Origin of the sequence: Roseibium sp. TrichSKD4, assembly GCF_000148725.1 — a bacterium.
In the GTDB taxonomy this organism is placed as follows: domain Bacteria; phylum Pseudomonadota; class Alphaproteobacteria; order Rhizobiales; family Stappiaceae; genus Roseibium.
Window position 1 is genome coordinate 221572 of sequence record NZ_GL476314.1, and the last position, 14474, is coordinate 236045.

Here is a 14474-nt window from a genome sequence, read left to right on the forward strand (position 1 = left end):
GCCAATATATTGGCCTATCCGACGCTCAGGGGCCGCCATGTTTTTTGCGGCATCCGCCAGTCTATGCCTTCAAGCAACATCGACAATTGCGCGGGCGTCACGCTGACCTTACCGTCCTTCGCAGCAGGCCAAACAAACCGGCCCTTCTCAAGGCGCTTGCTGAACAGGCATGCGCCCTGTCGATCCCACCAGATGATCTTCAGCAGATCACCGCGCCGTCCCCGGAACACAAACAGATGTCCAGAATAGGGATCAAGCTCCAGAACCTTCTCCGCCTGAGCCGCCAAAGTGTTGAACCCGCGCCGCATGTCCGTCACCCCGGCAGCCAGCCAAACCCGCGCGTTGGACGGCACGGGGATCACGGCATTAGACCTTCAACCAAAGCCAGCACCGTCGGCAGCGCCGTCGTCCCTTCCACCAATACCCGCCGCCCGTCCGACAGCGTGATATCAACCCGCTGAGCCGACAACGGCATATCCGAGGCAAGCGCCGCGATCTGGTGGCCTGGTGCGGCCTGCGGGCCCTCTATCTCCACTGGTAGAAACGCCGCTCCATCAAGGACGCAATCGCTGTCTTCTGGCGCAAACCGCTCATCACGCAGCCAGTTGTGGATCAGGTTCGCATTCATCGCAGAGCGGCGCGCAACCTGCGCAACCGAAACCCCCGGCACTCTGGCCTGCAAACAGATCGACCGCTTCTCGTCATCCGACCAAAACCGCTTCTTGCTGCCCTTCTTCGTACCCAAAATGTGCCTCACAATGTCCATTAACGAAAATGGACATTATCACCCCACTGCGCTCCCCGTCAGAGCGGGAATACCGAACGCTCACGGCCCAGACCGCATAGGAAATGATCGATCGTGGAAAGCGAAAGCCCTTAAGGCCTGGGAATTCTGAACTTGGAAACATACAAACGATCTATCAAACCAATGCTCAATCAACAAGTTGGCAATACCCCAGCGTGGGTATTGCCAACCCTGGCGCAGGCTGCCCGCAAGGAGGACGCATCAAGATAGCGGCGACCGATATGCTTCAGCTCGTCATAGGAAATGTCCGGAACACCAGCCGCAACGCGCTTCAGACCTGCATTCGTGCCAAGACCATAAAGACACAGCAAAAGCCGACGGTCACGAACGCTCCGGGCAAGAGCCTCACGACTGGCCGAGGTTTCGAAAGCATCCAGAAAGCCAGTCTCAAGCGCCGTTTCCTTCAGGGTGTCGAGCAATCCCGTCATCGGCCAGCGGCGGTTGATCTCCGCTTTCAATGCCACAAGCCCCTGCGGTTCGGGCAGCGGATCAAACGGTGTAATACAGGTCCTGTTCTTCCCGTGCCAACGCAGACGGACCTTTTCATTGGACGGCAGGGCTGCGTTCAGCTGAAGAAGTTCCTGTTTCAGCTGGTCCTCCACCGATCGGACAAAGCTATGGGCATCGCGGGTCAGGTTCAGGCCGGAATAATAGGCATCGCGCTCTTGCGCAAAATCGCGGGGAAGGTCCTCATCCGGATTACGATACCGGTTCGACCCGGCGACCCAGATTTCCTTGGCGCGGATCCGCTCCCGCAATTGCGTCAAGACACAAAGCTCATAGGAGATGACATTCAAGCGACCGCGCTCGTCAATCACGGTCTTCCGCCATTTGGACGGGATAGATCCTTCCGGTGCCAACGCGGCCGCCGCAAAACGCCGACCACCTTCATTAAGGCTCCTGACCAGGGCAAGAGCATCCAGAACCGGCCGCCACGTTTCGTTGTTTGATCGAAACTCCAGAACGGACAAAAGCGGAGGCAGCATGCGTCGGTAGTGATTGGCATAAGACCCCCGCATGACCGTCTGGATACGCGTGTCCAATGTCCCTTTCGCCCGGTGCTCATTGATAATCGCCTTGAGACGGGCCCCTCCTGCAACAGGATAAATGACATCGGCCACCTTGCCGTCCGGCATCTCCATTGCCGCTGTCGCAATATCCACGAGAAGGCGCTCCTTACCATGCACCTTCTCAATATCAGCGGCAATCCGGTGAACCAATTCAATCAGCAAATCTACCAGACCGTCCAGCAACTGCGCCCGGCGCGACATTATATATATGGCCAGCAGACCAAGTCGTTTCGTCTCGTCATGCCAACGCATCTCGAACGCAGTCTCACCCTCTACACGGCGCACCAGTGTTTTCACCCAGGAAGGATGAACCGACGCCATCAGGTCAAACGGCAAATCCAGGGACTGCACAAACTCAAGCCGACTTGTCGCATCAAGAACACTGTCCAGCGCGGCTGCTCCAACATCCTCCTTCAACCGCAGAAACCCGTGCTCCCCGCGAGGAGCGGACAGGCTTGCCTCCAAGGCAAGGCGCGTTTCCACCGGCAAATGGCCACAAATCTCACCGAGAAATCGTTCGGAAAATGCGTGCAGCGCCGAGCGCGTCAAACGTTCCATGATCGCTCGTGAGGGAATGAAAACCTTGTTGCGTAGAGCCCATGCATAGCCCTTCTCTGCAAGCTCGGTCGAATTCGAACCAACTGATCCGGCAATCGCTGACAGATGCTTGAAAAGCCCGTCCTTATCCCCGTCGTCGGCTCGCCGAAAACCAAGGAAACGAAGAATTTGCAGACGGTGGCGGCGGGCCAGGTCGCCTGTCAGCTTGTACGTACCTGCAAGCGCCACCGGTTCTCCGGTCTGATCACAAACATAGTCAATGGCGTCCTGCGCAATCTCAGCCAGTGTGGATGGGAAGTAGCCATGGCACCGAAAGAACAACAGCTGAGCCGCAACCCCAATCCGCGTTTGATGCCGGTAGCCATGAACAAACTCAAGGTCCGAAAAGGACAGGCTCCACGCAGAAATTTCTTCGAAATCCAACACCAAAACCCTCCAAAGAAACCGCAATTTCCGCCACTTCCATAAAGAGGTCAACAATTCAGATGATCACTATTTGTTCCTCAAAACGCCCATATGTGCACGCTCGGGCCTCTTGGGCCTTAAACGGGGGTTCCGTCGCAAATTTTTGATTTGGTCGCAGATGTGGCTATCGCCGGGTACAGTTATCCAAATGCTCCCTTATTCATGGAGCAACTGAAACAATCGCTCAGCTTGCCAAAAGTCGTGAGAAGCTTTCGATCGGCTGAGTAATTCTGAGTGGGAGGCTTAGAGCAGAACCTCCTTGAGAAGGTTTCGAAACACCTTTCGCGCGTCGCCCGGATGTCGGATCTTTTTTATCGATTTCAGATTGGAAAGATCGTTCCCGACGACTATTAAACCCACCATTCCCCACTCATAGTGCGGAACACAAATGTGGCCATAGATTCCTGGAACCGTGAGCTCAACCGTAAGAGGTTCATCGATTGCACCGTTCCAGTGCGTGGCTCCCTCCGGGATCATGCCGCGTTTTGATGCTGAGTTGTGACCTGCATGCGTTGGCAAAAAGGTCACGCGATCACCAATGTTGATGCGCAGAATAGTGGGCTCAAAAACATTTGGTGTCTTGGGATCTCCGCACGCGGCGTTCAGCATCAAAACACCATGCGATTGGCCGTCGGTTGAAGGTGCAGGACAAGCCAAAGCCGACCCCACTCCGGCGAGTGCAGACATGGAAATCAAGACGTTACGACGTGTAAGCATGCACAACGATCTCGTCTCTTGGCCCGGCTGCGGTTTCGAGGTAAACACCATAGGTTTCCGCTATTTCGGGCTTTGAAAGCACATCTATGGGGTGCCCCTGAGCGCGGATCTGCCCGTCGCCGAGAAGGATCAGGCGGTCCGCAAACCGTGCGGCAAGGTTGAGATCGTGCAGCGCAACCACACCAATTGCATTTCGACCAACAATCGCGCTCCGTATTTGATCAAGAACGTCAAGCTGATGCCGAAGATCAAGGGCCGATGTCGGCTCGTCGAAGAGGTAAACGTCAGATGATCGGACCAGAGCTTGCGCAACGGAAACCATCTGCGACTGTCCACCGGATAGTTCGCTCACATATGCTTCGGCAAGATGTCCAATGCCGGCAGTTTCGAGCACGTTGCCAACAACGACCATGTCGGCTTCGGTTACGCGCCATCCCTTCAATTGCTTGTGAGCCATCATGACGACGTCGAATACCGTCAATGCCGCATTCGCTGTGAAAAACTGGGGCATGAAACACACGCGATTCAGTCTTTCTTTGAGGCTGAGTGCAGCAAGGTTCTGCCCCTCAAGCACGACCTTGCCACTTGAATTCTGCAACAAACCCGCGATCAAACGAAATAGAGTGGATTTACCCGACGCATTTGGTCCGATCAGAACCGTTAGTTCTCCGCGACTAATGGGACCGACATCGATCTGATTGAAAATCTGACGCGAGCCGTATGAAAAGCTCACGCCTTCGGCGCACAGTCCTCTCATTGCCAATGCCTCTTGCGTTGGCCAAGAATGAGCAGAATGAAAAAGGGAATACCGATCAAAGACGTGATCATTCCAATGGGATAGACAATGCCGGGTGTGATGGTTTTTGAAGCGATGGAAGTTCCCGACAGAATGAGTGCCCCACAAAGTGCCGAGAGAGGCAGAAATCCACGCTGATCTTCACCGACGATCATTCTGGCAATATGCGGCCCAACCAGGCCGACAAATGCGATAGCCCCGACAAACGAAACGGCAACTGCTGAAAGCAGCGAGACACCTGCCAGAACGCCAAGCCGCAACAGGCTGACATTCACACCAAGGGCTGCGGCCTTATCTTCGCCCATACGCAGCGCGGTTAAAGCCCATGAACGATGCATGAACCATGGCACCAAGACCAAAAGGACAACGCAACAAATGCCGACCTTCGGCCATGTCGCGCGTGCCAGAGACCCAAGTTGCCAAAAGATCAACTGGGCAAGTTGGATCTCTGAAGCGCCATATTGCAGGAAAGCAAGAAGGGCATTGAATGTGAACAGCATTGCGATCCCGACAAGGATCATGGCTTCCGGTGTCACGCCTCGCAGCCTTGTGAAAAGGAAAAGCGCACTGGACGTCAGCAAAGCGAAGACGAAGGCGTTCACAGAAACAAACAATCCACCAACACCGGGAATTACCGACCACCCTAGAACAATCGCGAGAGCCGCGCCGAAACCGGCAGCGGAACTCAAGCCGAGCGTGAAGGGGTCCGCGAGCGGGTTGTTCAGGATTGTTTGCATCTCGGCACCTGCAACACCGAGCATTGCACCAACTGCGACCGCCAATAGCGCGACTGGCAGACGAAGTTGCCAGATGATAACATCTTCTTTTGGCGTTGCGATCGAACGGTCGAAAATTACTTCCACAGTTCGCCAGATCGTGAGGTCCGCCGGGCCGGTCGTGACGTCGATCACGACCAAAACGCTCAGCGCAAAGAGGGCAAGCATAACCAGCGCTACTCGCTGAAGAGACCGGCGTTTATACGCCTGCACCAACAGCAACGCCCCGCTGGCGGGCGATGTTGCATCCGACATGTGAAATCCGAAATGAAGGAGGTCGCACTGTTTGTGGGTGCGCCCCCTCAGGCATAGCACCCTAATTTTTCAAGGAAACCCAGAATTGACCTGAGACGTCATAAGGCAAGAACCTGTCATGCAATTGCTTGAAGGTTGCTTCAGGGTCGAGGTCTTCAAAATCTTCGGGGTGAAGCCATTTTGCCAGCACCTGAACCGCCACGAAGTGGTAGGGCGAATTATAGAACTGGTGATAGATCGAGTGAAAACGACCTTCCTTGACAGCCCGCAAATCAGAGAATCCAGGTCTTGCAGCAAGTGCTGCAAGCCTGTCACCGTTGACTTCCGGGTCGCCCTCATACCCCAAAAGGGTCGCAGTTACCTCTGGTCTGGCTTCTTTCCAATTAGCCCCTGTTCCAAAGACGACCTCAGGGTCAGCCTCGATAATTCCTTCCAGGCTCACGTCAACCTTGTAGGCGTTTGCGAGCGTTGAGCCGTAGTTTTGACCGCCGGCAAGTTCAACGAAACGCCCGTAGTTATAGGGGCCGTAAGACCAGCAGCAAAAATCGGTTTGCCAGCCAGCGGCGTTTTCAACCACGACAAGCGGGCGATCTTCAGCGGGGATTGTGTCGACGATGTTGGTCACCTTGCGCATCTGCGCAATATAGAAGTCGATGAATTCGGCGGCGCGTTTTTCTTCACCGAAGATACGCCCCAGGATCAACATCGACGGCACTGCGTTTTCTGTTGCGTTGCGCCGGAAATCAATGAACGCAACCTCGACGCCGGCATTGCCGAGCTTTTCAATCAGTCCGGTTTCTTCGGCCTTGAAAAGGTTGCCGACATCAAGAAGCACCAAATCCGTTTCCGCTTCTAGAACGGCCTCAATGCTGAATTCACCCGCGTACGGGTTGCCGAAATCGATCAAACGCTTGGTGTCTTCCGGGAAGACGGCCTGATACTTGCGGAAGGCATCCGGGTCGTATTGAACAAGATCGCTTTTCCAGCCGACGATCTTTTCAAAGGGGTTGCCCTCTATCAAAGGTGCAATCCCGTACATCATCCGGCCTTCACCCAAAATGATCTTGTTCGGCAATTCTGGAAGTGTGACTTCGCGGCCTGCAATGTCGGTAAACGTCAAGGCTTCTGCTTGTGCATCGGTTGCTGGCGAAAGTGTGAGTACGCTGGCTGCAATTGCTCCAAGAAAGCCCCACATTTTTGTTTTCGAGAACATGGCGGTCTCCGTTTGGAATGAACTACGCTGTCTGAGTAACCGAACGAAAATTAAAAGTCGACTCAAAAATTCAGGTTTTCTAACGTGAGCTGAATTTACCTTGCAGGTTCATGAAGTTCTTTTGAATCACACTGGCTCTGTTGCTAATTTCTTTCTGTGGTGTAGAAAGCAGCTTTTGCAGAGCAGGTTGTTGATTTCATGAGTGCATTCAAAGGCCGTCATTTCAGCGGCGAAGTCGTTCTCTGGGCTGTTCGCTGGTATGGCATCAGTTAACTTGATCTGGAAACGATGCGGCCTGATCCAGGCCTGTTAGGCGGTCATCTTGCGGACATAGTCGGCCCAAAGGCTGAGCGCATCTGCCCTTGCATAACGATAGGATTTGGTGGAGAGGCGATTGCGGCGTGTCTGTACCTGGATGTCGAGGGTGTCCCCATTGGCGTCCACCGCGCGCCACAGCCAGTGTTTCACGCCATTGATCGGGAACAACTTAGTCCATGTGCCATTCGTGGTTCGGGCGCGGCCGTCCGCGGCGGATATAAGCGGCAAAATGCGAGCCAAATCGGTTGACCAAAAGGCGGACGGCTTCGCGACTGACGATCACCCCACGCTCTGCCAACAGATCTTCCACATCCGCCGTGCTCAGCGCAAAGCGATGGTAGGCCCAAACCGCATAAGCAACGACCTCACGCGGAAAACGAAAACCCTTCAGGCGCGGCATGGAAGATGGGATCTGCATGCCCAACCTCTAACCAAGTCCCGCTGCACAAACAACTTGGCAATGCCTGCAATTACCCTATGAATTCATCGCCATCCGGGTGAGGAAAAAACTCTGGATCCGAAAACCGTTGAATACACCGACGATGGCTCAGTCCCGTCCAAATCAATTATCCGGTCTCGGCGACAGAAAGATTGGCAGCATTTTTTGGATCAATGGCGGTGCGAACATCACTGGGTGCACCGCCAAAAACCCATAATTTTCAATCGGCCACTCTAAAATATGAGTATTTAATACCACTTTAATCAGGTCTCCAACTGTGCGGTTCTTCAACAAATAGGAGAACTAGATATGCTGAGACCAAAGCCACCGAGCACCCCTCGCCCAGGAACAAGCACCGCGAGACCTGCGGGACCTCAACAAAAGCCCACCATCATTCGCCCCAGGGCGCCAGGAGGCGCCCAAAAGCCTGCCGTCGCTTTGCGAAAACCAAGCACGGGTGCAATACCTAAAAGGCCTGCAATAGTTCAAAAACCGAACCTTCTTGTTGAACTCCAACAATCAGAACAGCCGGTTGTACGAAAACCGTCGCAGCAGCATCCCGTTGCAGGCGCGTCCACTAATACCGAATCCTCGATTACTGAGCGCAATAGCGTATTACAAAATATTCTCGGTATATCGGCTAATGTTGGAAATTACTTGTTTAGACTTCTAAAAGAAGAACTACCTAAGGATTTTCAGAATGCGGGACAATATCAAGCGGATTATGCAATTCTGGAAAAATTAAGTGGTGTTCTTGGAGAACTGGAGGACGGGGAAAATATCACTCTTGAGGACCTGATAAACAGGTTAAAGGAAGGAAAAACAAAACTACAAAAATTGTCCAAAAGACAATCCAAATTTAAAGATATTCTTTCTGGCCATATCGATTCAATAATAGTTCAACTTGAAAGCCTCAAGATCAACAAAAACACAGCACCTCAGAAAATAATGGGAATACTTATCGCTGTTTTACTTATCCCGATTGTATCTGTTTACGCATTCGATCAAGGAAAAAACTTCATAGGAGAAAAACCTTCTTTCCGAGGGCCAACAATAATGAACATGGTAGCTAAGGCCCCTCTGTCGGCCGCTCGGTTGTGGAGTGCAGCCAATTCTCCTGCTGCCAGAACCGACACGTTGCTAAATGTCATCAAGGACCGGCATTTGTTTGATGTTGTAAAAGCAATAGTCTTTGGATCACTAAATTTATTGAACCTGGAACCAAAGTCATACAATCCAGATACTGGAGAGGGCGATGAATTCAATGTGATTATGCTTTCGCTTTTTATGTCTTTTATTCTAATGGCGACGTTGATTACAACGCAATTGAAGGATGAAGCCGGTCAATTGTTAAACTTGGTATTCAAGGGTGATCGTTTCCCCACTGAGCGCGAAGTTTCTTCGCGGTTAGACGCAAACCAAGAAAATCAATCGCCAGCAGAACAGGAGGAACTCGATAACGACAAAAAAATCCTCGAAGACACGTTACAGATGATCGAAGAGACGCTGTCGATCCTCTCCAATTTACTGGACCGGTCAGGCATCACACCAGAAGAGAAGAAAAGGGCCAGCAAAGTTCTCAAGGGTCGAATTGCCGCTGCCAAAAGCGAAGCAAAAAAGGCTGCCCAGAAGATTAATTTGGCACTGAATGCAGAGCAACCTGAGAACCAAAATAACAACGATTTTCAGATTAAGATGGCATACCTTTCGCTTGGTGTTTCTTTGCTGCTGGCCAACGCCGGTGTCCAAATTTGGTCCGATCTCACAAATGCACCGGGCGAGTTCGCGAATTCTCTGGTGACGGCACTTATCCTGAGCAAGGATGTAAAAAATCCCGACGTCGATCAAACCACAATGAGTGAGACACTCGCTAACTGGGTTGGCTACCAGAGCCTCGCCTTGATCGTGAACTCGGTAAACAGTTCGCAAGAAATTGGCGAACCAGGTTCCGGATTTTTGAGAGATGCGGACTTAGCGTCAATTACTGGAATTGCCTTGGGTATTTTCGGCTCAACAATAACGAGGAAAGGAGCTGAAATCTTGAATGCCATTGTTGAGTACGTCCGAAAAAAGATACCGAACGCGACGCCTCAAGAGGCACTCGAGTATGTGGCTCGAGGAGGCACGGAAGAGGGTACAAACGCTTTGAGAGAACAAATCTCAAAATTTGGACACAGTGTCGCGGCTGAAATGGCTACCCAATCTGAAAGCTAACAACGGGCAGTTCAGAAATTCGAACCAGATCATCAATGCGCCGATAACGCCATTTTATGCTGATTTGCGTTGAGCCGCATTTTCCTTTGCAAACGTGCGCTTACGTATCAATGAATTTCTGATTTTAGATCTTTTGAACCATTTAATTCTTAGTTGCCGCACGCGCTGGGACAGCCGTTCCTAAGGTATACGTTGCGCACAAAACGCAAACCTTGGGGCGGCTGCACATATATTTGTTGCTATGAATAGATGGCCACTCATCCGGTACGAACCAACAAAAGCCAGTTGGTGGCCAGATCGATTCTGCACTCGCCGTTCAGCCTGCAGGAGGATAGGGGTTGGTGTTACGTCACAACTCCAGAAATCAGCTTCCATCTCTCTAAATAATTGAAAAAAATGTTTTCATCTAAACCTGAGTAAAAAATACCACTTTAATTGCCGTACTGGTTATGCCGTTTTTGTGCTGCAAAAACGGAGATTGAATCTATGCTAAGACCAAAACCACCAAGCACTCCAAGACCTGGAACAAGCTCTTCGCGCGCCCCTAGCCCTCAGCACAAACCCGCCCTTGTTCGCCCTAAAGCACCAGGTAGCTTCCAGAAACCGGCAACGCAAAAACCGACTTCAAGCGCCGCGCAACAAAGGCCAACACCACTTCAAAGGCCCAGCCTTCTGGCTGAATTGAGTAGCGCTGAACAACCCGCAACAAAAAAACCGACAACTAGGCAATCTGATAGCGTTCAAAACAAGCCAGGCTCAGTTCCAGCAAAGTACGATGCCGCGAAGGTTGAACACGCAGTCGGGGAAATAAAAGAAATTCATAGAATTATGAAGCCGAGACTGGATGCACATTATGCTTGGGAAGAAAGAAGAAAATCCAATCCAAACGAACCGTATCCTGACAACGCACTTGCACCATCAGAAGTGGTGAATGAACAACTAGGAAAACTGGTTGATGTGTGCAACAGAGAATATTCTTCAGCCGAACAAAAAGAAATTCGGAGGTTACTGTCTGAAATCGAACCCGATCTCCAAGATATCTCAAATCTTTCCGAACATCAGATGGAAAGAGTATCTTTGAATTACATCTTTTCTGTCTATGAAAACAGGGAGATTCCAAAACTAAAGTTAAACGCGTCCACACAAGAGAAGATTGCACACTTAGAAAGACTAATAAACGAAATTCCTCGGCAGGAAAACCTCGAAGACGTACCACCACATGAGCGATTCAGCTTTCCCTATTTGGCCAATTACGTGGTTATGGCTGAGAATGAGCTGAGACTGATTACGGATGACAACAAAGTTCCCGACCTAACGGACAAAACAATCGCTTTTGTAGGGGCCGGTTTCCCCTTGAGCGCAATTATGTACCATCTCTTGTCCGGCGCCGAGATAGTGCTTGTCGACTACGATCAAGGTGCGTGTGATCGTGCGCAAGCGTTTTTGGAAATCTGCCACAAAGCTGGCATTTTGGACAAAAACAAATTCAAGATAATAAAAGCTGACGCGGCTGAGGCCAAATACAGCAAAGCGAAAACAAAGGAGCAAAGCAGCCAAACTGGAGATTCCCAAGCGGGTTCCGCAAGTGGTACTGAGAGTGAAAACCAAGTCAATGCAGACTATCTCGTGTTTGCCGCAGCGCTTCCATCTGCAATCAAGGCACAAGCTTTGGAGAGGGTCAAAGCCGGAGATATTACCGTTTTGAATAGAGCTACTTCTGAAATGAACAATTTACTCTATCCAAAAACCAAAATCGGATCGCTTAAAAAGAACAATGGCTTAGGCAAAACATCTGGTCGTGATTTTAATGTGGTACAGACGATATACCCAATCTTTACTCTTAAAAATAAAGTAGAAAAAGAAAAGCAAAAAGATGAAAAACCGCCAATTCCAACCGATGAGATTAACCAAAACACTGCTGAACGAGTAGAAATTAGCGTAGAAAAAGAAGACAAGTCGGAAACTACCTAATTTCCAACACGCACGTGGCGCAAACACTACGATTCATTAAATAGTCCGCCCTGAACAACGTCTAAGCCATTGATGTTGCGCGTGGCCGAAGCAATACGCAAATATTCGATTTGACCGGTTTGGGGATGGGGTTTGTGATCCAGAGCAGCAAAATGATCAGTGCATTGAGGATCAGACGCAGGTTATGACCGGCTGCGGCCAGCAGGGCGTTGATGGCATCGCCATTTTTGCCATTGAGGAAGTTCCGGTCAAGTCGTCCATCTGTTTTCATGTGGCCGATGGTGGCCTCGATCGCTGATCGTCGTTTCAGCTCACGCTTCATCTGTGCCGTCAGCCCGCGCTTCTGGCCGGAGATCATGACCTTGGCGTCGCCCTCATAATCATGCCCCCGATAGCCACGGTCCACATAGACACGCTCAGCTTTGGTGCCGCAGACTTTCTCAGCCTGACTGATGGTGTCATTCAAGGTGTGCCCATCATAGGGATTGCCCTCAAAAGCCCTCGCCGCAAGAACCAATCCTTCCCGATTGGTCGTGGCAATGCCAACCTTGGCCCCGAACTCGTAAGGTGTTCGCGCCTTGCCCTTGGCAATACAGGCCACTTCCGGCGCATGCATGGAATAAATCTTGTTTTTGTCCTTGGGGGTCTGGGCCAGAAGCCGCTCCACCAGTCCCAGCAGACGGGAGAACCGGTGCTCAAGACCTTCGTTGCCTGCGATCTTGCGGGAGATGTCGCGATAGACCCGGCCCAGATAGGTCTTCAGCTTTTTGAGTTCCCGGCGCATCCGCTTGAACTGTTTGGCATGGGCATAACGGCCCGCCATCAAGGCCGCCTTTTTGGCAACTCTGGTATGGCTGCGACGCAAGATGATGCCGGCCCTCTTGGCCTGGCGCACCAGAAGCTGCAAGGCCTTGTGATAAAGACGGCTATCGGTGGGATGGGCAATGGCTTTGGGTTGAACGGTCGTATCAACCAAGACCCGCTCAAGGCTGCTCTTCTTGATCGTCCCGCTCTCAATCGCAACACCTACCGTAGCAGAAAGAAGCTTTTCCATTCCCTCAGGACCAATCCGTTTGCGCCAGCGGGTCATGGTTGAGGGATCAATGGGGAATTGGTGCTGGAAAAACTCAAAACCGCAGAAAGACTGCCAGTAGGGGTTTTCAACCCAACGCTCAACCGTCTCTTCATCGGAAAGATCGTACATGTGCTTGAGAAAGTGCAGCCCGGCCATCAGACGCGTTGGTTTGGCCGGTCGTCCCAAGGGGCGATAATGCCTGCCGAACTCCGCATCAAATTCATCCCAAGGCATCAGACCAGACAGCCGCACCAACGAATGGTTCATATCGATGATTGCGGCCAGGCGTTCCTTGAACAGATCGCCACACCGTTTGTTGCGTTTTGAAGGTCTCATGAGAATATGCCAGAAAATGCGTGCTTCGGATCAACTAACCGGCATATTCACACATCCAAAACCCAATGGGTATCCATACTCTTCAATCAGTTAAGGGGTTTTTCAGCGCGAACTAAATAACCACCAAAAATTGATCATATAATTTTCTAGACAAAATTATAATTAATGCTGAGGGCTAGAGTGGCAACATTTTGCAGAAAGGACCACCACTCTAGCCCTCCTGATCAAGAGAACACCGCGAGCCAATCGCAAAAGGTCTACAAGCAACTTTCAAATCTGTTCAGACTTTGGCTCTTTGTGTTTTCTTCTATTCGGTGCTCTGATCCCCGAAAACCGGATCGTTTTTGACTTGAGTTTTCCGCGCTATGAGGAAAGCATGAGGAATTGTGTGGCAGGTGCGGAAGCTGGGTGAATGTGGTATAGGCTTGGCGATGATTTCCACCGAGACCCTCAGTTTTGAATTTGACAGGCAAAAGACGTCTCCCCGCCGCCAATAACCCGTCGATGCAAGACGAGGCGGGTACGATCCTGCAATTCCGGGTCTGGCTGAAAGGTCTGAGCCCCATGGTGTGGCGCCGTGTCCTGGTGCCGTCAAACATGATCTTGCGCGAGTTTCACGGCGTCCTTCAGGTCGCAATGGGCTGGGACGGCATTCATCTATACCAATTTATTATACCAATTTATCGTTCACACGTTCCGCTACGGTTCGTGGGAATTGACCGCCGAATCCGCTGATATCGAGCTCGGCGCTTTGAAGCTTCGTAAGGGTAGCCGGTTTTTGTACGAATACGATCTCAATATTCCCTGGGAGCATGAGGTGCGGCTAGAAGAATGTCTCTCGCCCAAACCTCGAACACGCCATCCCTGCTGCACCGGCGGCGGCGGCACTTGCCCACCGGAGGATAGCGGCGGGCCAGATGTCTGGCTGTCGCGGTTGGACTATGCTCTCGGTTATGGGATGGATGACGATTTCGCAACGGTGCTGGAATTCGTCAAGGAGATCAGCGACGCCCGGTCTTTCGCAATCCTCAAAGATCCTGACCGTGCTGAAGCATTGCGCGAGACGCTTTTCCGGATAGAGGATCGCAAGGCGCTATTGGGAAAGCCGTTCGAGCGGCGGAAGGTGAATAAGCGACTGCGGCAGGGCGAACATCTCGACCTCATGCATCAGCAGATGTGATCTGATTTGCAAGGTCGCTGTCACGCGCCAGGAGACCGGCAGCCAGCAGGGCCGCGTCATCGCCATGGTTATGTTGGATGCCAGAGAGCAGAGATCGTGCGGCAGGAGCTGTGACTTGATCGAACTTGCGCTGTAAAGTCGCAGCGGTTGTTTCCGCGTACTGGCGCGTCGTGGTGATGTTTTCATGACCGAGAAACCGCTGGACGTCGGTAATATCCATGCCCAGCCAGAGCAGCTTCGTCGCCATTGTGTGGCGCAACAGGTGCGGGTAGACCCGCTTGGTAAT

14 protein-coding genes and 1 pseudogene are annotated in these 14474 nt (G+C 51.7%); 5 read left to right on the forward strand and 10 right to left on the reverse strand.

Features of this window, described 5'->3' with window-relative positions; all coding sequences use genetic code 11:
* Nucleotides 1-14: 14 nt before the first annotated feature.
* Nucleotides 15-362 carry an IS66 family insertion sequence element accessory protein TnpB gene (gene tnpB, locus TRICHSKD4_RS13090; protein ID WP_009465831.1) on the reverse strand — a complete coding sequence of 116 codons (348 nt, stop codon included), beginning with the start codon at nucleotides 360-362 and terminating at the stop codon, nucleotides 15-17.
* Nucleotides 359-628 carry a hypothetical protein gene (locus TRICHSKD4_RS13095; protein ID WP_009465502.1) on the reverse strand — a complete coding sequence of 90 codons (270 nt, stop codon included), beginning with the start codon at nucleotides 626-628 and terminating at the stop codon, nucleotides 359-361. Before TRICHSKD4_RS13095 ends, tnpB begins: the two co-directional genes overlap by 4 nt.
* Between TRICHSKD4_RS13095 and TRICHSKD4_RS32335 the strand changes: the two genes are divergently transcribed.
* Nucleotides 606-896: a hypothetical protein gene (locus TRICHSKD4_RS32335; protein WP_009759507.1), complete on the forward strand. Its 291-nt coding sequence runs from the start codon at nucleotides 606-608 to the stop codon at nucleotides 894-896. The genes TRICHSKD4_RS13095 and TRICHSKD4_RS32335 overlap by 23 nt on opposite strands.
* 40 nt (nucleotides 897-936) lie before the next feature.
* Here TRICHSKD4_RS32335 and TRICHSKD4_RS13100 read toward each other — a convergent pair whose 3' ends face one another.
* From TRICHSKD4_RS13100 to TRICHSKD4_RS13125, 6 genes and pseudogenes are all read right to left on the reverse strand, one after another.
* Entirely contained in the window at nucleotides 937-2859 is a 1923-nt protein-coding gene (locus TRICHSKD4_RS13100) for a DUF4158 domain-containing protein (RefSeq protein WP_009759508.1), read from the reverse strand.
* A 282-nt stretch (nucleotides 2860-3141) separates the two neighbouring features.
* Nucleotides 3142-3615: a pseudoazurin gene (locus TRICHSKD4_RS13105; protein ID WP_040616820.1), complete on the reverse strand. Its 474-nt coding sequence runs from the start codon at nucleotides 3613-3615 to the stop codon at nucleotides 3142-3144.
* Nucleotides 3599-4372, reverse strand: a complete 774-nt coding sequence (locus tag TRICHSKD4_RS13110; RefSeq protein WP_009759512.1) for an ABC transporter ATP-binding protein — start codon at nucleotides 4370-4372, stop codon at nucleotides 3599-3601. The genes TRICHSKD4_RS13105 and TRICHSKD4_RS13110 overlap by 17 nt, the downstream gene beginning before the upstream one ends.
* Entirely contained in the window at nucleotides 4369-5442 is a 1074-nt protein-coding gene (locus TRICHSKD4_RS13115) for an iron ABC transporter permease (protein WP_040616821.1), read from the reverse strand. The genes TRICHSKD4_RS13110 and TRICHSKD4_RS13115 overlap by 4 nt, the downstream gene beginning before the upstream one ends.
* 61 nt (nucleotides 5443-5503) lie before the next feature.
* Nucleotides 5504-6655: an ABC transporter substrate-binding protein gene (locus tag TRICHSKD4_RS13120; RefSeq protein WP_009759514.1), complete on the reverse strand. Its 1152-nt coding sequence runs from the start codon at nucleotides 6653-6655 to the stop codon at nucleotides 5504-5506.
* 372 nt (nucleotides 6656-7027) lie between these two features.
* Nucleotides 7028-7391: pseudogene (locus tag TRICHSKD4_RS13125) on the reverse strand (transposase); the annotation flags it as partial.
* A gap of 330 nt (nucleotides 7392-7721) precedes the next feature.
* Here TRICHSKD4_RS13125 and TRICHSKD4_RS13130 point away from each other — a divergent pair.
* Nucleotides 7722-9626, forward strand: a complete 1905-nt coding sequence (locus TRICHSKD4_RS13130; RefSeq protein WP_009759518.1) for a hypothetical protein — start codon at nucleotides 7722-7724, stop codon at nucleotides 9624-9626.
* Between the two features lie 486 nt (nucleotides 9627-10112).
* The gene (locus tag TRICHSKD4_RS13135) at nucleotides 10113-11597 is read left to right on the forward strand and encodes a hypothetical protein (RefSeq protein WP_139052105.1); all 1485 of its coding nucleotides are present in this window, start codon (nucleotides 10113-10115) and stop codon (nucleotides 11595-11597) included.
* Between the two features lie 61 nt (nucleotides 11598-11658).
* On the opposite strand, the gene TRICHSKD4_RS13140 is transcribed toward TRICHSKD4_RS13135, so the two are convergent.
* Nucleotides 11659-13008 (reverse strand): IS5 family transposase, encoded by a 1350-nt coding sequence (locus tag TRICHSKD4_RS13140; RefSeq protein ID WP_009465529.1) that lies wholly within the window; start codon nucleotides 13006-13008, stop codon nucleotides 11659-11661.
* A gap of 564 nt (nucleotides 13009-13572) precedes the next feature.
* On the opposite strand from TRICHSKD4_RS13140, the gene TRICHSKD4_RS32340 reads away from it, so the two are divergent.
* Together TRICHSKD4_RS32340 and TRICHSKD4_RS13150 are read left to right on the forward strand one after the other, a co-directional pair.
* Nucleotides 13573-13743 carry a hypothetical protein gene (locus TRICHSKD4_RS32340; RefSeq protein WP_371256778.1) on the forward strand — a complete coding sequence of 57 codons (171 nt, stop codon included), beginning with the start codon at nucleotides 13573-13575 and terminating at the stop codon, nucleotides 13741-13743.
* On the forward strand, nucleotides 13724-14188 hold the full coding sequence (locus TRICHSKD4_RS13150; RefSeq protein WP_256377399.1) for a plasmid pRiA4b ORF-3 family protein: 465 nt from the start codon (nucleotides 13724-13726) through the stop codon (nucleotides 14186-14188). Before TRICHSKD4_RS32340 ends, TRICHSKD4_RS13150 begins: the two co-directional genes overlap by 20 nt.
* On the opposite strand, the gene TRICHSKD4_RS29335 is transcribed toward TRICHSKD4_RS13150, so the two are convergent.
* The coding region (locus TRICHSKD4_RS29335; RefSeq protein ID WP_168157021.1) for a tyrosine-type recombinase/integrase at nucleotides 14169-14474 on the reverse strand (306 nt) is incomplete at its 5' end. The two genes, TRICHSKD4_RS13150 and TRICHSKD4_RS29335, sit on opposite strands and share 20 nt — an antisense overlap.